This window comes from Streptomyces axinellae, assembly GCF_039532135.1.
Taxonomy (GTDB): domain Bacteria; phylum Actinomycetota; class Actinomycetes; order Streptomycetales; family Streptomycetaceae; genus Streptomyces; species Streptomyces axinellae.
Genome location: NZ_BAAARJ010000002.1, coordinates 50,214 through 68,873, shown reverse-complemented (window position 1 = coordinate 68,873; position 18,660 = coordinate 50,214). Strand labels below are relative to the sequence as shown.

The window sequence follows — 18,660 nt, the reverse complement described above, 5'->3', positions numbered from 1 at the left end:
AATGACAGACAAGGAAGACGCAACAGCCACAACGGGCAAGGCATACATCGTCGGCGTCGGGATGACGAAGTTCGAGAAGCCCCAGTCGCGCCAGTGGCAGTACTGGGACATGGCGCGCGAGGCGGGCGGCGCGGCGCTGGCGGACGCCGGGATCTCCTACGACCTGGTCGAGCAGGCCCCCGTCGGCTACTGCTACCAGGCATCCACCGCCGCCCAGCGGGCCGTCTACGAACTGGGCCTGACCGGCATCCCCGTCTACAACGTCAACAACAACTGCGCCACCGGCTCCACCGCGCTGATGATGGCCCGTCAGTTCGTGGCCTCGGGCCTCAACGACTGTGTGCTGGCGCTCGGCTTCGAGAAGATGAACAAGGGCGCGCTGGGCGCGGGTGCGGGTGGCGCCGACTTCTCCTTATCACCGGTCGCACGCCACTACGGGGTGATGGCCGAGCGGCACGGCTTCGAGATGACGCCGCCCACCGCGCAGATCTTCGGCAACGCGGCGCGCGAGCACATGGAGCGCTACGGCACCACGGCGGCGCAACTGGCCGCCGTGGCCGAGAAGAACCACCGCCACTCGGCAGCCAACCCCCGCGCGCAGTTCCAGGACGTCTGCACACGCGAGGAGATCCTCGCCGCCAGGACCATCCACGACCCCCTCACCAAGCTCCAGTGCTCCCCGACCTCCGACGGCGCGGCGGCGGCCGTCATCGTCTCCGAGCGCTTCGTACGCGAACACGGCCTGGCGGGCCGAGCCGTGGAGATCGCGGCCCAGGCCATGACGACCGACACGGCCGAGTCCTTCGCCTCCGGATCCTGCATCGATGTCGTAGGACAGCCGATGTCCCGCGCGGCGGCGCGGCAGGTCTACGAGGAGAGCGGCCTGGGCATCGAGGACATCGACGTGATCGAGCTGCACGACTGCTTCTCCGTCAACGAACTCCTCACCTACGAGGCGCTCGGCATGTGCCCCGAGGGCAAGTCCGGCCCCCTGGTGGAATCCGGCGTCACCACCTATGGGGGTGACTGGGTGGTGAACCCGTCCGGGGGGCTCATCTCCAAGGGCCACCCCCTGGGCGCGACGGGCCTCGCCCAGTGCGCGGAACTGACCTGGCAGCTGCGCGGCGAGGCGGGCCCCCGCCAGGTCCCCGGAGCCCGCACGGCCCTGGCCCACAACATCGGCCTCGGCGGCGCGGCGGTGGTGACCCTGCTGCGACGACACTGAGCACTTGGCCTCGGACTTCGGTCCACGGTGGATACGAGTCCTGTCGGCCCGGGCGGCTCGGGCGCGAGCGCGCATCGGATCCGGCGCTCGCCTCGACCGCCACCCGCACCAGGAACTCCGCGCGCGCGAACGCCGACGCCGGGCGAGCACCGGGGAAGAGGCTCGCTCGGCGTCGGCGTGCTTCGGTCCCGCACCAAGGGTGCCGCCCCGTGGCAGCACCCAAGGTGCCGCCACCCCGAGAGCCGGCGGCGGCACCCCCGCGAGGGGCTACGCGCAGGGCTTGTAGAAGGACTTCCAGCCGTTGGTGGGCATGGAGGGCGGGTCGGAGAGGGCGCCGGCCTCGCCGTACTTCTCGAAGTCCTCGTACGTGAAGTCGCCCGGACCGCTGTCCTTCGTGGACAGGCGCACGTCCCGGTCCAGCTGCCCGTCGCCGCCGTTGTTGAGGATCGCGAGGTCCGGGTACTCGTCCTTGTTGAAGTCGGCGATCCGGAGCTGCTTGGCCTCGCCCATGTCGCCGACATCGGAGTGCCGGGCGTTGTCGGAGGCCAGGTCCGTGCGGTTGACCGGACCGGGGCGGTATTCCGCGAGGCGCGCGTTGTTGGGGTCGTCCCCGCCGGCCGGCTCGACGATGTTGACGACCATGTCCAGGGTGCCGTCGTTCTGGAAGTCGGCGACGGCGGCGGTGGCGACCTCGCCCTTCTTCGCGCCGAGCAGGTCCTTGACGGCGACCTTCTTGCCGAAGGAGCCGTCCTTGGCGCCCCACTGGATGGTCATCTTGGTGCCGTTGTGACCGGGGTTGCTGATCAGGTCCATGTTGCCGTCGCCGTCCAGATCGCCGACCAGGGTGGTCGCGTCGGTCAGGCAAGTGCCCCCGGCCTTGGCGGCCTTCGCGAGCTGGGCCGCCTTGGTGGTGTGGGAGGCGGACTGGGCGGTGCTGTCCGAGGAGGACGTGACGGCTGCCCCGGCCTGGTAACCAGCGACGGTCAGACCCAGGGTGATGGCCGTGAGAGAGGACGCGATCAAGCGTGAGCGGCGGGTGCGCAGCATGGTGCGGGTTCCTTTCGGTCGGGACTGCGAGGTGAGATGACCGCGCGGGCCCGGGAGTTCACGGCCCGTTCACCGTGTTACCGAACGGTGACACTCGGATACGCGACCCGCTCGCGAACGAGAGGCCCCAGATCCGGGCCCGGACATCGGGGACGCGGCGGCGCGGCCGGGCAAGAACCCGAGCAAAAACCCCGGGGCCCCGCCACGGACACGGTGCGACGATGGACGCCATGGCGCAGACTTCCGCCGAAACCGGGACGGGAACCGGGGCCGGCATACCCAGCACGCCCGATGCTCCGCCGAAGCGCCGCCCCCGCCTGTGGGCGGTCGTACTCGCCGCGTGCGCCGGGCAGTTCCTTGTCGTCCTCGACGTCTCCGTCGTCAACGTCGCCCTGCCCTCCATGCGCGAGACCCTCGCCCTCTCCCAGGCCGGGCTCCAATGGGTCGTCAACGCCTACACCCTCACCTTCGCGGGGCTGATGCTGCTGGGCGGCAGGGCCGCCGACCTGTTCGGGCGCAAGGCGGTGTTCCTGACAGGGCTGGCCCTGTTCACCGCCGCCAGCCTCGCCGGGGGCCTGGCCCAGCAGCCCTGGCACCTGCTGGCCGCACGCGCCGTCCAGGGCATGGGGGCCGCGATCCTGGCGCCCGCGACGCTGACCCTGCTGACGACCTCGGTACCCGAGGGCCCGGCCCGGACGAGGGCGGTCGCGACCTGGTCGGCGGTCGGCGCCGGGGGCGGCGCGGCGGGCGGACTGGTGGGCGGAGTGCTCACCGACGCGCTGTCGTGGCGCTGGGTGCTGCTGATCAACGTCCCCGTGGGGGTGGTCGTCCTGGTGGCGGCTGCCGTGTGGCTGACCGAGAGCCGCGAGGGAGCCGTACGACGCCTGGACGTACCGGGCGCACTGCTGGCCACCCTCGGCCTGGGCGCCGTCGTCTACGGGATCGTGCGCACCGACGCGGCGGGCTGGACGGCGCCGGGCGCGCTGCTCCCGCTGTTCGCCGGACTGGCGATGCTCGGGCTGTTCGTCGCGGTGGAGGCCAGGGCGCCCGAGCCGCTGGTGCCGCTGCGGCTCTTCCGCAGCCGCGCCGTCTGCTCGGCGAACGCGGCGATCTTCATCAACGGCCTGGCGATGTTCGCCATGTGGTACTTCCTCTCCCTCTACACCCAGAACGTCCTCCACTACACCCCGCTCCAGGCGGGCTTCGCGATGATCCCGCACTCGCTGAGCATCGTGCTGGGCTCCAAGTCGGCCCCGTACCTGATGGCGCGGATCGGCGATCGCGCGCTCGCCGTCACCGGCACCTCGATGGCCGCGCTCGGCTACGTATGGCAGGGCTCCGTGCACGCGGACGGCGGCTACGCGGCGGTCATCCTGGGCCCCGGGCTGCTGATGGCGCTGGGCGCCGGACTGGCCGCCACGCCCCTGGCGACCATCGCGACCGCCACCAAGGACCCGGGCGAGGCGGGCCTCCTCTCCGGACTCTTCGGCACCGGCCGCACGATGGGCGGAGCGCTGGGCCTGGCCGTCCTCTCGACGGTGGCCGCCGCCCGCACCGACGGCCACGAAACCCCGCCGGCCCTCGCCGACGGCTACCGCGCGGCCTTCTCCACGGGCGCCGGAGTGCTCGCGGCCTGCGCGCTGTTCATGCTGCTCGCCCTGCCCCGGCCGAGGCGGGAGACCACCGACAAGCCCTTGCCGGACCAGCCCGGCACCCCCACGGCCCCCGCCCCGCACCCCCAGGACACCCCGGACTGACCGCCGCCCGGACGGCGAACGGCCCCCGCTCGCACGGGAGACGATCGACACTCAGGAGCGCGAGCCCTCGGTCATGCCGAAGCCCAGCCTCTGAGGACCTTGGCTCCCCCCGCGCGGCAGCGGCCCCGGTCAGCGCCCCCTTGCCGGGCTGCCGCCGCTCTGTGCCTGAACCCCGGTACGGGGTCGTGGTGGTGAGGGGGGCGCCGCGTGCGGCTGTCGCTGGTCCGTTGGGCTGTAGGGGGGCGGTGAGAGAGGGGGCGTCGGGCCTTGGGGGAAAGCGGCGTGGGGCGGGCGCGTCGCCCGGGCGGCCTGCGTGACTTCCGGTACCGCCGAGACCAGCGGCTGCTGCGGTGGCGGCCCGTCATACGAGGGCGGCCGGGTGGAGGAGGCGGGTTCGCCCTCGCTCGGCGCGGGGCCCGGGTGCGAGGGGTCCGGGACGCGTCGGTGGTACTGAGATATCGAAAACGGCGGTGGGTAGGGCGCTTCCTTCTTCCAGGTGGTCTCCAGTCGGCTGAACATTTCATCCCGCTTGGCTTCGTACTCCGACAGCCGACTGTTGAGCACCTCCCTCACCAAGCGCTGCGGAATTCTGGGAATGCGTATCTTCGCGATCTTCCTTATGGTGCTCACGCGGCTCATGAATTTCTGCCACACTTTCGATTCTTTCACCTTCGCCCGGGCGTTCATGTACCCCTGAAAGATCCATTTGCGATAATCTTCGGAAGTGCGGACATAGTTTTCCCTGGACTCTTCCCTCTCGAAGGCCAGTAGTTCTTCCCTCTCGACGGCCAGTTGGTGCAGCCGGAACCAAATGGCGTCTCGCTTGTCCATGACGGACTTCAGTTGTTTGTCCACCCATTCCTCGACCTCTTCCCTGTCCATGGGCGGGTTCAGCTTTTTGTCCGCCCATGCCTTGATTTCGCCGGCCATGTGTGCTCCTAACAGGCTTTTCGCTGAGTTCTTGTGTCTTCCCGGAGGGGGCCAGGATGCCGAGCCCTCTCGGAGGCTTTTCCCTGCATGTTCATGGAACAGGAGTGATACGAGTTCACCATGAAGTGGGGAGGGCGTGGTAGGGGCCGGTCCCGTGCGGGGCGTGCGCGGCGGGGCCGGGGTGCTGCGCGGCGGAGAGGATACGGCGGTCCGTCGCCCGTGCCTGACGGGGCGTCAACTCTTCCCATGTGCGGAGGCGTGCGTTATACAGGTAGCCGATCGGCTAGAACGCGTTCTCATTCCCCGGTCCGCCGCGACGGCAGGCCCCGGGCGCGCGCCTGACCGGTCGGGAGCGACCCCGGTCCGGCCGACTGGTGCGGACGGCCGGGCCGGGGTCTTCACCGCCCGCCGCCGGGTCCGCGTCCTGCCGCCGTGCCCCCCCGCAGCCCCAATCCCCGACCCCCGACCTCCAACCCCCAACCCCTAGCCCCTAGCCCCGACCTCCAACCCCTAGCCCCGACCCCCAACCCCTAGCCCCGACCCCCGACCAGCAACGAGGACCCGAGGACCCGAGGAGCCCAGTACCGATGCCCATCGACGTCGCCAAGGCGCTCGCCGCCGAGCCCCGCAGCACCGAGATCTCCTGGGACCACAAGGACGTTCAGCTCTACCACCTGGGCCTGGGGGCGGGGGTGCCCGCGACCGATCGTGCCGAGCTGCGCTACACGCTGGAGAGCACGCTGCACGTGCTGCCCAGTTTCGCGACCGTCGCGGGTGCCGGCATGGGGGTCGTCGGCGGGCTCTCGGCGCTCGGCATCGAGGTCGATCTGGCGGCCGTGCTGCACGGCACCCAGTCGGTGGAGAGCCACCGTGTCCTCCCCGTCAGCGGGCGGGCCACCGCCACCTCACGGGTCGCCGACGTCTACGACAAGGGCAAGGCCGCCATTCTTCTCCTGCGTACCGATGTCGCCGACGAGGAGGGCCCGCTGTGGACCAGCGAGGCCCAGATCTTCGTACGCGGTGAGGGCGGCTTCGGTGGCAAGCGCGGGCCCTCGGTCCGTCGCGAAGCCCCGGACGCGAGCCCGGACTTCGTGGTCGAGCGGCCGGTGCGGGAGGAGCAGGCGCTGCTCTACCGGCTCTCCGGCGACTGGAACCCGCTCCACGCCGACCCCGACTTCGCCCGGCTCGCCGGGTTCGAACGGCCCATCCTCCACGGGCTGTGCTCGTACGGAATGGCCCTCAAGGCGGTGGTGGACCACGGCCTGGAGGGGGACGTCTCGCGCGTCGCCTCCTACGGGGCACGGTTCGCCGGGGTGATGTACCCCGGCGAGACGTTGCGCGTGCGGGGCTGGCGGCTGGGCGGGGGCCGCCTCCAGCTGACGGCCACCGCCGTCGAACGGGAGGACGCGCCGGTACTCGCGGACGGCCTCGTCACGCACACCTGACGGCGACGAGACGCCGGGGGCGCATCCAGCCAGGCGGAGCACCTGCCCACCACCTCGGAAAGGGAGTCAACCATGCGCGCAGCCGTATTGCAGGAGACCGGGCAGGACAAGCTGGAAGTGCTGGAGGACATCGAGCCGGCCGGGTTCGGCCCCGGCAAGGTGCGCGTCCGCGTCCGGGCCACCGGACTGTGCCATTCCGACCTGTCGGCGATGAGCGGCGTCCTCCCGCAGCCCGCCCCCTTCGTCCCCGGACACGAGGGCGCCGGCGAGGTGCTGGAGGTGGGCGAGGGGGTCGGCAACGTCAAGGCCGGGGACCGGGTGCTGGTGTGCTGGCTCCCGGCGTGCAACAACTGCCCCGCGTGCCGCCGCGGCCAAAGCCACCTGTGCCTGGCCGGGTTCATGAACGCGGGCACCCCCAACTTCCGCCGGGCCACGGGCGGCACGGACGTGTTCGGCTTCGCCGGGACCGGCACCTTCGCCGAGGAGACCGTCATCGACGCGCCGTGCGCGACGCCGATCCCCGACGACGTGCCCTTCGAGATCGCCGCGCTCATCGGCTGCGGCGTCACCACCGGATTGGGCGCCGCCTTCAACACGGCACAGGTCGCCCCGGGTTCGTCGGTGGCCGTCATCGGCTGCGGCGGGGTCGGCATCAGCAGCATCCAGGGCGCGCGGGCGTGCGGCGCGGCGCGGATCGTGGCCGTCGATCCGGTGGCCGCCCGCCGCGAGGCGGCGCTCCGCTTCGGCGCCACCGAGGCCGTCGCGCCGGAGGAACTCGCTGCCGCCAAGGGACGGCTGACCGGCGACGAGGGCTTCGACTACGTCTTCGAGGTCGTCGGCAAGTCCGCGACGGCCCGCGCCGCCTACGAGGCGACCCGGCGCGGCGGCACCCTGTGCGTGGTCGGCGCGGGGGCGATGGACGACCAGCTCCAGTTCAACATGTTCGAGCTGTTCTTCGACGAGAAGCGCATCCTGCCCTCCCTCTACGGCGGCGGCGACGTCCTGCGCTCCTACGACCGCGCGATCGCGCTGTGGCGCGCGGGACGTATCGACCTGGAGGGGCTGATCACCCACCGGGTGCGGCTGAGCGAGATCAACGAGGCGATCGGCCAGATGCGTTCGGGAGAGGCGCTCCGCACCAGCATCTCCCTCTGACGGCCCGGAGGCCCGGACGGCCCCTGCGAACGAACGAGACGGCTCCCGCGAACGAACGAGACGGCTCCCGCGAACGAACGAGAGGACAGACATGTCTGAGCAGGGACAGCGGCCCCTCCGGGGGAAGACCGCACTCGTCACCGGAGCGGGGCGGGGCCTGGGGCGGGCCGAGGCGCTGGAGCTGGCCGGGCTCGGCGCCCGCGTCGTCGTGAACGACTTCGGGCAGCCGGGGCGGGACGGCAGCGGGGAGACATCGGCCGACCCCGCCGAGCAGGTCGCGGCGGAGATCCGGGCAGCCGGCGGTGAGGCCGTCGCACACCACGGTGACGTGGCCGACTCGGCGCAGGCGGGCGAGCTGGTGGGGCTCGCGCTGGCCACCTACGGTTCGCTGGAGATCGTGGTCAACAACGCGGGCATCCTGCGCGACCGCATGGTCTTCTCGATGAGCGAGGAGGAGTGGGACTCCGTCATCCGCGTCCACCTCAAGGGCCACTTCAACACCACCCACTTCGCCGCCGCGCACTGGCGGGAGCGGTCGAAGGCGGCGGGCGCCCCGGTCTACGGGCGGATCATCAACACCTCCTCCGAGGCGTTCCTCGCCGGATCGCCGGGCCAGCCCAACTACGCGGCGGCCAAGGGCGGCATCGTCGGGCTGACGACCTCGACGGCGGGCGCGCTCGCGAAGTACGGGGTGACGGCCAACGCCATCTGCCCCCGGGCGCGCACCCGCATGACCGAGGATGTCTTCGAGGGTTTCGGGGTACCGGCCGACGGCGTCGATCCGCTGGCTCCCGGACACGTCTCCCCGCTGGTCGGCTATCTCGCCTCGCCCGCCGCCGGGAAGGTCAACGGGCAGGTGCTGGTGGTGCACGGCGGGATGGTGGTGCTGCTGGAGCGGCCCAAGGTGGCCGCCAAGTTCGACACCGCCAAGGAGGTGTTCACCTTCGGGGAGCTGGATGAGCGGCTGACCCCGTACTTCGCGGACCGCTCCCCGCAGGAGAGCTTCGCGGCGGCGGAGGTCCTCGGTCTCAAGAAGGGGTGAGGGGGCGCCGGACGGGTCGGACGGGGTCCAACGGCCCTGGCACGGGCGGCCTGTCCGTCCCGTCCCCCTCCCGAACGCGCGACCGCCCCCGGGTGTGTGGCCGGCTCGTGGGAGCGGCGGCCCTACGCGCGGGGGCGGTGTGCCGGACCGGTCGAAGTGCCGGGTCCGGGCGGTCTGTTGAGCTGGTGCGCCGTGTGCCGGGGCGCGGTCTACTGGGCCGGACGGCGGTGGCGGCCCTGGGAGGGTACGGTCTGCCGCTGCTCTTCGGCCGCGGCTGCCGCACCCCGGTGCTTCCCCCGGTGGTCTCCCTCGCCGGCCGTCTGCTGGGCGCTGGGCGCGTCGGTCTGGGTGTCGGGCATCGTGAACGTCACTCCGTCAATCTCTTGCTGCCGTCGTACCCGGCGGAGTTTATCGACCATGCCCGACCGGCCCCATGCCGTTTTGTGGCCGGATCACGCCATTCCGCTGGTCAGCGGTGACTGTTGGAGGGGTACCGGTTTCGAGACCGGACCCGCCAGAGCCCCGAACGGGGCGGCACCGCCTGCGGAAACGCCCCTCCGGGGCGCGGAATCCCACCGTCCGGAGGGCTGTGCTCCGTGACCGTGATGTTGCAGACCCGTGACGTCGCCGGACGGGGGCTGCGGGGGCCGGGGAGGCCGCTGGGACGGAGCCGGCGGTGGCACGGCGGGCGTCCCGGGCATTCCCGGCCCGGCCGGGCCGCCGGGGCCGGACGGCGCCGGGCGGGGCGACGGTACCGGGCCGGACGGCGGCGACATCGGGGGCGCGGCGGGCCGGCCCGCCGACCGCTGCGGCTGCCCGGAGCCTGGCTGAACCGGCAGCCGGGGAGCGGGAGTTGGCCCCGGCCCGCCAACGGCCCCGGCCCCGCCCACCGGCCCATGCCCTGGCCCTGGCCCTGGCCCCCGCCCCGGTCCGGGCCCCGGCCCCCGCCCCGGTCCTGATCCCGGGCCCGGGCCCGGGCCCGGCGGGTCTCCGTCGGACGGACCCGCGTCCCCCTCGTCACCGGCCGGTCCCGACCGGCGCTCACCGTCCGGGTCGGGCGCGTTGGCCAGCGGGGTGTGCATCGTGGCCACGCCGCAGGGGTCGTGCGCCGTGGCGTACGGGACGCACAGGTCACCGGCCGCCGTCCACAGGCCCTTGCCGGTCAGCCAGCCGGGCGGGCTCGCGATGTGCCGCAACTCCTTGAGCCCCGGGCGCCATACGGCCAGCCAGGTGCCGCCGCCCGCGTCCACGCGCAGCGCCACGGCGCAGCGTTCGGGCAGCAGCGTCTGTCTGGGCTGCACGGCGATCGGTGTCAGCCGCGTACCGGCCGGGTGCAGCACTTCGGGGAAGCGGACGGGGCGGTGGCTGCCCACCACGCCCCAGCCCAGCCGGTCCTCGCCGGGCGCGTCCGAGCGGACGAGCAGCAGTCCGCTGTCCGGATCGGCCAGCAGCAGCCGGTCGTTGCTCTCCTCGGCGATCTGGAGCAGCGGGGAGACCTCGCCGCCCCTGCCGAGATCGACGGCCACCGTCTTGACCGTCGCCCTGCCGGACCCGGCGCCCCCCGCGGCCCCCGCGCCTCCCGTGCTCCCCGGCCGGTCACCGGGCATCTCGCGGTCCACGGCCAGCAGCCGGCCCTCAGGATCCAGCCAGGCGCCGCCCGAGCAGCGGCCCTCCACCCGCGCGACGCGCTCCGGCCTCCCGGAGATGCCGCCCGCCACCCGCCAGACGGTGGTGGAACGTTCGTCCTCGGCGAGGGCCAGCGCGTACGCGCGGACTCCGCAGGGGGCGGGCGGCAGCAGGGTGAGGCGGCTCGTGTGGACGCTGCCGAGCCGGAGTTCTCCGGTGTCGGGGCCCGAGGGGTAGAGCAGCGACACGCAGTGCGCCCCGCCCACGCGGCGGGCGATGAGGACCCGTCCGTCGGCGAGCGGCAGCACCTGGCTGTCGGGTTCCTCGGGCTGCTCCACGGGCAGCGGCACCGCGTAGGGCTCGGGCCCCCCGAGCGTCCAGCGCTCCACGAACCAGAGCCCCGGACCACGGGAGCCGAGCCGGGCGGCATACGAGCCGTCCGCCGCGACCGTGAAGCTGTCATTCATGACGCGCGTGACACTCACAGCCATGCTTCGGTCACCTCCAGTGACGAAGCTAGGCGTCGTACTCCCAGTCGAACAGCGCGAGTTGCGGCGCTTCACACGTAAGGGTGACGGCCCCCGGGGTTCGCCTGAGACGGCGTACGGGACTGTGCTGCGGCCGTATCCCGTGGTGGAGACCACAGGGGCCGGGCTTGCCGTCCCGGGCCGAGTGGGCTTGAGTAAGGGTCGCCTAAGCGACGCCGGGTCCGTTCCGGCGCTCCCGATGATCACGGAGTGTCACATGTCCCTCTGCCCGAGCCGTGGCAGCCGGCGCACCGCCGCCGCTGTCGCCCTCCCCCTCGCAGCCGCCCTGGCCCTCACCGCCTGCGGCTCCTCCGGCGGGGACAGCGGGGACGGCGGGGCCGCGGGCGGCAAGGGCAAGTCCAAGGAGAAGGTCGCACAAGGCGGCGAGGACTTCGCCGGTGCGGCGAAGAAGACGGCCGCCTTCGGCACCGACGCCAAGCCGGGCACCTTCCCCCGCCGGATCGAGCACGCCATGGGCACGACGGAGATCAAGAAGCAGCCCAAGCGCGTGGTGGTGCTGGATGTCGGCGAGTTCGACAACGCCGTCTCGCTGGGCTTCAAGCCCGTCGGCCTCGCGCCGGCCGAAGGCGGCAAGCCCGTCCCCGGCTACCTCAAGAAGGCCGCAGGGCACCCGAAGAACGTCGGCACCATCAACAACCTCAACCTGGAGGCCATCGCCGCGCTGAAGCCCGACCTGATCCTGGGCAGCCAGCTGCGCGCGGCCGACAAGTACAAGCAGCTCTCCGCCATCGCCCCCACCGTCTTCTCCATCCGCCCCGGCTTCACCTGGAAGGAGAACTACCTCCTCAACGCGGCGGCGCTCGACCGCACCGCGCAGGCCGAGGCGAAGCTGGCCGCCTACGAGGAGAAGGCGGAAAAGCTCGGCGAGGACCTGGGAGAGAAGAAGCCCAGCGTCACGATGGTCCGCTTCATGCCGGGCATGATCCGCCTCTACGCCAAGGCGTCTTTCATCGGCACCATCCTCCAGGACGTCGGAGTGCCCCGCCCCAAGAACCAGCAGGTCAACGACCTGGCCACCGAGATCAGCCCGGAGCGCGTGGACGAGGCCGACGCCGACTGGATCTTCACCGGCGCCTACGGCGACCCCAAGAAGACCGACCGCTCCAAGGCGCGCGACAGCGCGCTGTGGAAGAAGCTCGGCGCCGTCAAGAAGGGGCGGTCCAAGGACGTCAGCGACGAGACCTGGTACCTGGGGCTGGGCGTCACCGCGGCCGACAAGGTCCTGGACGACCTGCGCGGATACCTGGCGCCCCACGCCGCCAAGGGCTGAGTGCCGCCGCCCGCCACGGCCCCGGCGCGGCCGCCCGCCGGGGCGCCTCCGCGGGCGGCGACCGGGCCGGGAGGGCGCCCGGTCGGGGCAGGTAGCCTTGCCCCCGTGCCCGCACACCCCGCACTCTCCGAAGTCATCGCAGCGCTCGACGCCCTGTGGCCGCGCGAGCGTGCCGAGCAGTGGGACGCCGTCGGCACCGTGTGCGGCGACGTCCCCAACCCGGAAGCCCGCGTCAGCCGGGTCCTGTTCGCCGTCGATCCCGTGTGGGAGGTCGCCGAAGAGGCGGTCAGCACCGGGGCCCAGCTGCTGGTCACCCACCACCCGCTGTATCTGCGCGGTACGACCACCGTGGCCGCCGACACCTTCAAGGGCCGGGTCGTCCACACCCTGATCGGCAACGGCGTCGCGCTGCACGTCGCCCACACCAACGCCGACACCGCCGACCCCGGCGTCTCCGACGCCCTGGCCGGAGCACTCGGGCTGCGGGTGCTGCGCCCGCTGGTGCCGGACACGACCGACCCGCACGGGCGGCGCGGCCTCGGCCGGATCTGCGAGCTGGACCGGCCGCTGCCGCTGGCCGAGTTCGCCGAACTGGCAGCCGCCCGGCTGCCGGTCACCGCACAGGGCGTCCGCGCGGCGGGCGACCCCGGCCGGCTCGTCCGCACCGTCGCCGTGTGCGGCGGCTCGGGCGACAGCCTCTTCGACGCCGTACGCGCCTCGGGGGCCGATGCCTACCTGACCGCCGACCTGCGCCACCACCCCGCCTCCGAGGCCCGCGAGCAGTCCCCGCTGGCGCTCGTGGACGCGGCGCACTTCGCCACCGAGTGGCCCTGGTGCGAACAGGCCGCCGCCCAGCTCGACGCGATCGCCGAGCGCGAGGGCTGGGACCTGCGCACCGCGGTCTCGCGCACCGTCACCGACCCGTGGACGGCGCACGCCGCCTCGCTGGACGGTGGCGCCGCGGCGCAGCAGACTTCTCTTTCCGCATCCGACTTCACCCCGGGAGCCCCCAACTGAACGCCGCGCCCGCCGATCAGATCCGCCTGCTCGACGTCCAGGCCCTCGACACGCGCCTGAGCCAGCTCGCGCACAAGCGCACCACCTTGCCCGAGCACGAGGAGATCCAGCGGCTGGAGGCCGACCTCGCCCAGCTGCGCGACCTGCTGGTGGCCGCCCAGACCGAGGTGAGCGACACCGCCCGCGAGCAGACCAAGGCCGAGCAGGACGTCGACCAGGTACGCCAGCGCGCCACCCGGGACCAGGGCCGCCTGGACTCGGGCATGGTCACCAACCCCAAGGACCTGGAGAGCCTCCAGAGCGAGATCGCCTCCCTCGCCAAGCGCCAGGGCGACCTGGAGGAGGTCGTCCTGGAGGTCATGGAGCGCCACGAGTCGGCCCAGGAGCGCGCTGTCGAACTCGGCGGGCGCGTCGAGTCCGTCGGCGCCCGCCTCCAGGAGGCCACCGCGCGCCGGGACGCCGGACTGGAGGAGATCGACGGCGAGCTGGAGCGGGTGCGCAAGGAGCGTGAGACGGTCTCCGGCGCGGTCCCCGAGGACCTCCTCAAGCTCTACGACAAGATCCGCGACCGCGAGAACGGTGTCGGCGCCGCCAAGCTCTACCAGCGCCGCTGCGAGGGCTGCCGCCTGGAGCTGAACATCACCGAGGTCAACGACGTGCGCGCGGCCCCCGCCGACGAGGTGGTGCGCTGCGAGAACTGCCGCCGCATCCTGGTGCGCACCCCGGACTCCGGACTGTGACGGCGGCCCGCCGCGTCTTCGTCGTCGAGGCCGACGGCGGCTCCCGGGGCAACCCGGGCCCCGCCGGTTACGGCGCCGTGGTCAAGGACTCGGCGAGCGGCGAAACCCTGCGCGAGACCGCGGAGTTCATCGGCCGCGCGACCAACAACGTCGCCGAGTACCGGGGCCTGCTGGCGGGCCTGCGCGCCGCCCGCGAGCTGGACCCCGAGGCGGCCGTCCTGGTGCGCATGGACTCCAAGCTCGTGGTCGAGCAGATGTCGGGCCGCTGGAAGATCAAGCACCCCGACATGCGCCCCCTCGCCACGGAGGCCAAGACGGTCTACCCGCCCGAGGCCGTCACCTACGAGTGGATCCCGCGCGCGGAGAACAAGCACGCCGACCGGCTCGCCAACGAGGCGATGGACGCGGGCAAGCGCGGCGAACAGTGGGACCCCGGCTCCTCCAGCGCCGAACTGGCCGCAGGAGCCCCCACGTCGGCCGGATCCGCCGCGGCGGCCGATTCCGCCGCGCCGGCCGCGACCGGCCCCGGCTCCGCATCCGGCTCCGGGCCCGACCCCGCCGCCGAGCGCGAACAGGCCGCGCCCGCGCCCCGCGTGGGCTGGGGACCCGACCTGGGCACCCCCACCACCTTCGTCCTGCTGCGGCACGGCGAGACGCCGTTGACGCCTGAGAAGCGCTTCTCCGGCAGCGGCGGCTCCGACCCCGCACTCTCCGCCGTGGGACGCCGGCAGGCCGCCGCCGTCGCGGAGTCGCTGGCCGCGCGCGGCACCATCCAGGCCGTCGTCGCCTCCCCGCTGCGCCGCTGCCAGGAGACGGCCGCCGCCGTCGCCGAGCGCCTCGGCCTGAGCGTCCGCACGGAAGAGGGCCTGCGCGAGACCGACTTCGGCGCCTGGGAGGGCCTGACCTTCGCCGAGGTCCGCGAGCGCCACCCCGAGGACCTCCAGGCGTGGCTCACCTCCACCGCCGCGCGGCCCACGGGCGGCGGCGAGTCGTTCGAGACGGTCGCCGGACGCGTGGCCCTGGCCCGCGACAAGCTGCTCGCCCGCTACGCGAGCCGCACGGTGCTGGCCGTCACGCATGTGACCCCCGTCAAGACTCTGGTACGCCTCGCGCTCGGCGCGCCGCCCGACTCGCTGTTCCGCATGGAGCTGTCGGCCGCCTCCCTCTCGGCCGTCGCCTACTACGCGGACGGCAACGCTTCTGTGCGGCTGCTCAACGACACGGCACATCTGCGCTCCTAGCGGAACCTGAAACCCGGCCCCGGGTGGGCCTCGCCGCACCCCGGGCCGGGGGTCCGGGGTCCGGCCAGGCCCGGGGTCCGGGTGCTGAACCCCCGCTCCGGTCGCCGCGCGTGACCGTCCGGCTGCCCCGTGTCGCGCGGGTGCGCGTGCTTCCGGCGCCCGGCCCGGCGTCCCCCGGCATCCCGCCCGGCCGCCCTCCGCCCCTCCCGCCACCTGCCCACCTGGCACGCCTCACGCTGCGCGACGGTACGGGCATCCGGCGCGCCCGCCGCCGAGATGCGGGCGCGAGGCGGGCCCCGCACTCTGGATCCCGATGGCCTCCTGAGAGAGGGGCGGCGGAAACAGTGGCGGAAGCGGAAGCGGAAGCGGAGGCGGCGGGCACCCCGGGCGGGAGCCGGCGGGCCACCGGATGGCGCGCACTGGCCGACGAGACCGCGAAGTTCGGCCTCGTGGGCGGCCTCGGCGTCTTCGTGAACTTCGCGGCCTTCGACCTGTGCCGTGCGGTGACCCAGCTGAACGTGCTGGCCTGCGGAGTCGTCGGCACCGCCGTCGCGATCGTCAGCAACTACCTCGGATTCCGGTACTTCACCTACCGGGACCGCGACAAACAGCGCCGGGCACGGGAGTTCACCCTGTTCGTCGCGTTCAGCGCGGCGGGCCTGGTCATCGAGAACGGAACGCTCTACGCCGCGACCTCCGGGCTCGGCTGGCAGGACCCGCTCCGGAGCAACCTCGTCAAAGCCCTGGGCATCACGGCCGCCACCTGCTTCCGCTTCGTCACCTACCGCACCTGGGTCTTCCGCCGGGCCGGGAGCCCCGGCCCGGCGCCGGCCCGCGCCGCCTACCGCGCCCGCGCCCCGGCCGCGCGCGATCCGGACCAGGGGGCCCTGCCCCACCGCGCCGACGATGCGGAACGAGAAGCGGAACGGAGGCAGGAGATGGACGCGGCAAAGGCGACACAGGCGGCGGACGGGGCGCCGGACGCGGCCCCGGTGACCCAGGCGCTGATCCTGGCGGGAGGCCGGGCCACCCGGATGCGCCCGTACACCGACGACATGCCCAAGGCGATGGTCCCGGTGGCCGACTCGCCCATCGTGGCCTACCAACTCGCCTGGCTGGCGCGGCACGGGGTGACGTCCGTGACGATCAGCGGCGGCTACCAGCACGAGATGATCAGGGAGTACACGGGGGACGGCGCCCGCTTCGGCATGGACATCCGCTACGCGATCGAGAGCGAGCCGCTGGGGCGGGGCGGCGGCCTCAAGTTCGCCGCCGCCTCGCTGGCCGACGCCGACGCGCCCTTCTTCGTGCTCAACGGCGATGTGATCACCACGTTCCCCCTCGCCGACCTGTCCCGCTACCACAGCAGCCGGGGCGGGATGGTCACCGTCGCGCTGACCGCCTACCGCTCGCGGTGGGGCGTCGCCGAACTGGACGACGGCGACCGCATCCGCGGCTTCGTCCAGTCGCCCGAGCTGCCGTACTGGATCAACGCCGGGGTCTACGTCTTCGACCCGGAGGTCCTCGGCGAGCTGCCGGAGCGGGGCGACCACGAGGAGCGCACCTTCCCCCAACTGGCCCGCGACGGCGAACTGTTCGGCTACCGGCTGGCGGGCTACTGGCGCGGCATCGACACCGTCAAGGACGTCCAGGAGGCCACCGAGGAAGTCCCCGTCTCGGTCGGCGCGCTGCCGCCCGCGTTCCGCACGGCCCGCCCGCGCGCCTGACGGAGCTGCCATGGCCACGGACTCCACGGCGACCCTGCGCTGGGCCGTCAGACGGTGGGCGGCCCCCGGCCGGGCGCTGTCCGACGCCGTACCGGCCGTCGGCGTCTACGCCGCGATCCGGCTGACCGGCTTCCTCGCGGTGGCGGGCTACGCCTGGGCGGCCGGTGAGGAGCCCAGCCGTCTGCTCGGCCGCACCTGGGACGCACGCTGGTACGCCTCGATCGCCGAACACGGCTACGGGACCACCGCCCGCTCCCAGTTCAGCGACCTGGCCTTCTTCCCCCTCCTGCCCGGCCTGGAGCGCGGCCTGACCGCCCTCTCCCCCCTGGGCACGGCCCAGGCAGGCGTCCTCCTGGGCTGGCTGTCGGCGCTCGCGGCGGCCTGGGGCATCCACGCCGTGGGCCGCCGCGTCTACGACAACCGGACCGCGAACTGGCTGGTCATCCTGTGGGGCCTGTGGCCCAACGCGGTCGTCGAGACCATGGCCTACACCGAATCGATGATGACCGCCTTGTCGGCCTGGGCGCTCTACGCCGTGCTCACCCGCCGATGGCTGTGGGCCGGCTCCCTGGCGCTGCTCGCCGGGCTGTCCCGGCCCAACGGCTTCGCCGCCGCCGCGGCGGTCATCGTCGCCGCAGCCGTGGCGCTGTGGCGCGAGCCCGCCGACCGGCACAACCCCCGGATCTGGGCGGCCCCGGCGCTGGCCCCGCTGGGGTGGCTGGCGTACGTCGCCTGGGTCGGGGCGCGCACCGGCAGTCCCACGGGATACTTCGCGGTGCAGCGGGCGTGGGGCTCGCAATTCGACTTCGGGCTCTACAACCTGATGTTCCTGGTGCGGATCGCGGAGCCGGACCGGGTGGCGTCGCAGTATCTGGCGGCGGCCGTCGTCCTCGCGGCCCCCGTCGCGCTGCTGCTGCTGATCCGGGAACGGCCGCCGCTGCCGCTCGTGGTCTACGGCGTCACGCTGACACTCGTCGCGCTGGGCGGCGCGCACTACTTCGCCTCCCGGCCGCGCTTCCTCATCCCCGCGTTCCCGCTGCTGTTCGTCGCCGCGCGGTGGGCGTCCCGCGCCGGCCCGCGCGCGCTCGCGCCGGTCCTGGTCGGCTGCGCGGGGCTGTCCGCCGTCTACGGCATCTACCTGATCAGCGTGTCCCCCGTGGCCCCCTGACGCCCCGCTCCGGGCGGCGGCTGTCCGGCGGCGGCTATCCGGCGGTGCGCAGCGCCGCGGCCTCGGCCGCCAGCGCGCGGACGCGGTCCCAGTCCCTGGCCGAGAGCGCGTCCGGGGGCAGCATCCATGTGCCGCCCACACAGGCGACGTTGGGCAGCGCCAGGTAGTCGGCCGCGTTGCCCGCGCCGATGCCGCCCGTCGGGCAGAAGCGGGCCCGGGGCAGGGGAGAGGCCAGCGACTTGAGGTAGGGGAGGCCACCGGCGGCCTCCGCCGGGAAGAACTTCATCTCCGTCACCCCGCGCTCCAGCAGCCCCAGCACCTCCGAGGCCGTGGCCACCCCCGGCAGGAACGGCAGGCCCGACCCGCGCAGCGCCGCCAGCAGCGCGTCCGTCCACCCGGGGCTGACGAGGAACCGCGCCCCCGCCTCGGCCGCCGTCCGCACCTGTGCGGCGCCCAGGACCGTACCGGCGCCCACGACCGCCTCGGGAACCTCGGCGGCGATGGCCCGTATCGCCTCGTGCGCGGCCGGCGTCCGCAACGTCACCTCGATCGCCGGCAGCCCCCCGTCCACCAGGGCGCGCGCGAGCGGCACGGCATCCGCCGCGTCCTCCAGGACGACGACGGGGATGACGGGAGCGAGATCGAGCACGGACGGGCCCGGGGCGGCGGAGGCAGTCATGTGCGTATCCTGCCCGCCGGGCAGCAATACCCGCAATGGTGGT

General features: G+C 73.3%; 16 protein-coding genes. 11 read left to right on the top strand and 5 right to left on the bottom strand.

The genetic code is table 11. The features are described 5' to 3' along the window. The first annotated feature begins 1 nt into the window (after position 1). On the top strand, positions 2-1,225 hold the full coding sequence (locus ABD339_RS02665; protein WP_344561730.1) for a lipid-transfer protein: 1,224 nt from the start codon (positions 2-4) through the stop codon (positions 1,223-1,225). Between the two features lie 267 nt (positions 1,226-1,492). On the opposite strand, the gene ABD339_RS02660 is transcribed toward ABD339_RS02665, so the two are convergent. After that, complete coding sequence (locus ABD339_RS02660) at positions 1,493-2,272, bottom strand: FG-GAP repeat domain-containing protein (RefSeq protein ID WP_344561728.1); 780 nt, start codon at positions 2,270-2,272, stop codon at positions 1,493-1,495. 230 nt (positions 2,273-2,502) lie between these two features. On the opposite strand from ABD339_RS02660, the gene ABD339_RS02655 reads away from it, so the two are divergent. After that, positions 2,503-4,029, top strand: a complete 1,527-nt coding sequence (locus ABD339_RS02655; protein ID WP_344561726.1) for an MFS transporter — start codon at positions 2,503-2,505, stop codon at positions 4,027-4,029. 129 nt (positions 4,030-4,158) lie between these two features. Here ABD339_RS02655 and ABD339_RS02650 read toward each other — a convergent pair whose 3' ends face one another. Further along, the gene (locus ABD339_RS02650; protein WP_344561724.1) at positions 4,159-4,959 is read right to left on the bottom strand and encodes a hypothetical protein; all 801 of its coding nucleotides are present in this window, start codon (positions 4,957-4,959) and stop codon (positions 4,159-4,161) included. A 587-nt stretch (positions 4,960-5,546) separates the two neighbouring features. Between ABD339_RS02650 and ABD339_RS02645 the strand changes: the two genes are divergently transcribed. From ABD339_RS02645 to ABD339_RS02635, 3 genes are all read left to right on the top strand, one after another. After that, entirely contained in the window at positions 5,547-6,404 is an 858-nt protein-coding gene (locus tag ABD339_RS02645; RefSeq protein ID WP_344561722.1) for a MaoC/PaaZ C-terminal domain-containing protein, read from the top strand. 72 nt (positions 6,405-6,476) lie between these two features. Continuing rightward, positions 6,477-7,559 carry a Zn-dependent alcohol dehydrogenase gene (locus ABD339_RS02640; protein WP_344561721.1) on the top strand — a complete coding sequence of 361 codons (1,083 nt, stop codon included), beginning with the start codon at positions 6,477-6,479 and terminating at the stop codon, positions 7,557-7,559. Between the two features lie 91 nt (positions 7,560-7,650). After that, on the top strand, positions 7,651-8,601 hold the full coding sequence (locus ABD339_RS02635) for a 3-oxoacyl-ACP reductase (protein WP_344561719.1): 951 nt from the start codon (positions 7,651-7,653) through the stop codon (positions 8,599-8,601). A gap of 209 nt (positions 8,602-8,810) precedes the next feature. Here ABD339_RS02635 and ABD339_RS02630 read toward each other — a convergent pair whose 3' ends face one another. Further along, entirely contained in the window at positions 8,811-8,960 is a 150-nt protein-coding gene (locus ABD339_RS02630) for a hypothetical protein (RefSeq protein WP_344561717.1), read from the bottom strand. Between the two features lie 93 nt (positions 8,961-9,053). Next, entirely contained in the window at positions 9,054-10,718 is a 1,665-nt protein-coding gene (locus ABD339_RS02625) for a hypothetical protein (protein ID WP_344561716.1), read from the bottom strand. 253 nt (positions 10,719-10,971) lie between these two features. Between ABD339_RS02625 and ABD339_RS02620 the strand changes: the two genes are divergently transcribed. The 6 genes from ABD339_RS02620 (at position 10,972) to ABD339_RS02595 (ending at position 17,938) form a co-directional block, all read left to right on the top strand. After that, entirely contained in the window at positions 10,972-12,045 is a 1,074-nt protein-coding gene (locus ABD339_RS02620) for an ABC transporter substrate-binding protein (RefSeq protein ID WP_344561714.1), read from the top strand. Between the two features lie 105 nt (positions 12,046-12,150). Continuing rightward, complete coding sequence (locus ABD339_RS02615; protein ID WP_344561712.1) at positions 12,151-13,062, top strand: Nif3-like dinuclear metal center hexameric protein; 912 nt, start codon at positions 12,151-12,153, stop codon at positions 13,060-13,062. Next, positions 13,059-13,802, top strand: a complete 744-nt coding sequence (locus tag ABD339_RS02610) for a zinc ribbon domain-containing protein (protein WP_344562298.1) — start codon at positions 13,059-13,061, stop codon at positions 13,800-13,802. The genes ABD339_RS02615 and ABD339_RS02610 overlap by 4 nt, the downstream gene beginning before the upstream one ends. After that, positions 13,799-15,043, top strand: a complete 1,245-nt coding sequence (locus ABD339_RS02605) for a bifunctional RNase H/acid phosphatase (RefSeq protein WP_344561710.1) — start codon at positions 13,799-13,801, stop codon at positions 15,041-15,043. The genes ABD339_RS02610 and ABD339_RS02605 overlap by 4 nt, the downstream gene beginning before the upstream one ends. Positions 15,044-15,387: 344 nt before the next feature. Further along, the gene (locus tag ABD339_RS02600) at positions 15,388-16,770 is read left to right on the top strand and encodes a sugar phosphate nucleotidyltransferase (protein ID WP_344561708.1); all 1,383 of its coding nucleotides are present in this window, start codon (positions 15,388-15,390) and stop codon (positions 16,768-16,770) included. Positions 16,771-16,780: 10 nt separating this feature from the next. Beyond that, positions 16,781-17,938 carry a hypothetical protein gene (locus ABD339_RS02595; protein WP_344561706.1) on the top strand — a complete coding sequence of 386 codons (1,158 nt, stop codon included), beginning with the start codon at positions 16,781-16,783 and terminating at the stop codon, positions 17,936-17,938. A gap of 34 nt (positions 17,939-17,972) precedes the next feature. On the opposite strand, the gene eda is transcribed toward ABD339_RS02595, so the two are convergent. After that, a complete protein-coding gene (gene eda, locus ABD339_RS02590) occupies positions 17,973-18,617 on the bottom strand; it encodes a bifunctional 4-hydroxy-2-oxoglutarate aldolase/2-dehydro-3-deoxy-phosphogluconate aldolase (protein WP_344561704.1) in 645 nt (214 codons plus the stop codon). Positions 18,618-18,660 lie beyond the last annotated feature (43 nt).

Excerpts from the sequence above, each read along its gene's own strand:
- ABD339_RS02665 (WP_344561730.1), top strand. The coding sequence starts at position 2 with ATGACAGACAAGGAAGACGCAACAGCCACAACGGGCAAGGCATACATC.
- ABD339_RS02660 (WP_344561728.1), bottom strand. The coding sequence starts at position 2,272 with ATGCTGCGCACCCGCCGCTCACGCTTGATCGCGTCCTCTCTCACGGCC.
- ABD339_RS02655 (WP_344561726.1), top strand. The coding sequence starts at position 2,503 with ATGGCGCAGACTTCCGCCGAAACCGGGACGGGAACCGGGGCCGGCATA.
- ABD339_RS02650 (WP_344561724.1), bottom strand. The coding sequence starts at position 4,959 with ATGGCCGGCGAAATCAAGGCATGGGCGGACAAAAAGCTGAACCCGCCC.
- ABD339_RS02645 (WP_344561722.1), top strand. The coding sequence starts at position 5,547 with ATGCCCATCGACGTCGCCAAGGCGCTCGCCGCCGAGCCCCGCAGCACC.
- ABD339_RS02640 (WP_344561721.1), top strand. The coding sequence starts at position 6,477 with ATGCGCGCAGCCGTATTGCAGGAGACCGGGCAGGACAAGCTGGAAGTG.
- ABD339_RS02635 (WP_344561719.1), top strand. The coding sequence starts at position 7,651 with ATGTCTGAGCAGGGACAGCGGCCCCTCCGGGGGAAGACCGCACTCGTC.
- ABD339_RS02630 (WP_344561717.1), bottom strand. The coding sequence starts at position 8,960 with ATGCCCGACACCCAGACCGACGCGCCCAGCGCCCAGCAGACGGCCGGC.
- ABD339_RS02625 (WP_344561716.1), bottom strand. The coding sequence starts at position 10,718 with ATGGCTGTGAGTGTCACGCGCGTCATGAATGACAGCTTCACGGTCGCG.
- ABD339_RS02620 (WP_344561714.1), top strand. The coding sequence starts at position 10,972 with ATGTCCCTCTGCCCGAGCCGTGGCAGCCGGCGCACCGCCGCCGCTGTC.
- ABD339_RS02595 (WP_344561706.1), top strand. The coding sequence starts at position 16,781 with ATGGCCACGGACTCCACGGCGACCCTGCGCTGGGCCGTCAGACGGTGG.
- eda (WP_344561704.1), bottom strand. The coding sequence starts at position 18,617 with ATGACTGCCTCCGCCGCCCCGGGCCCGTCCGTGCTCGATCTCGCTCCC.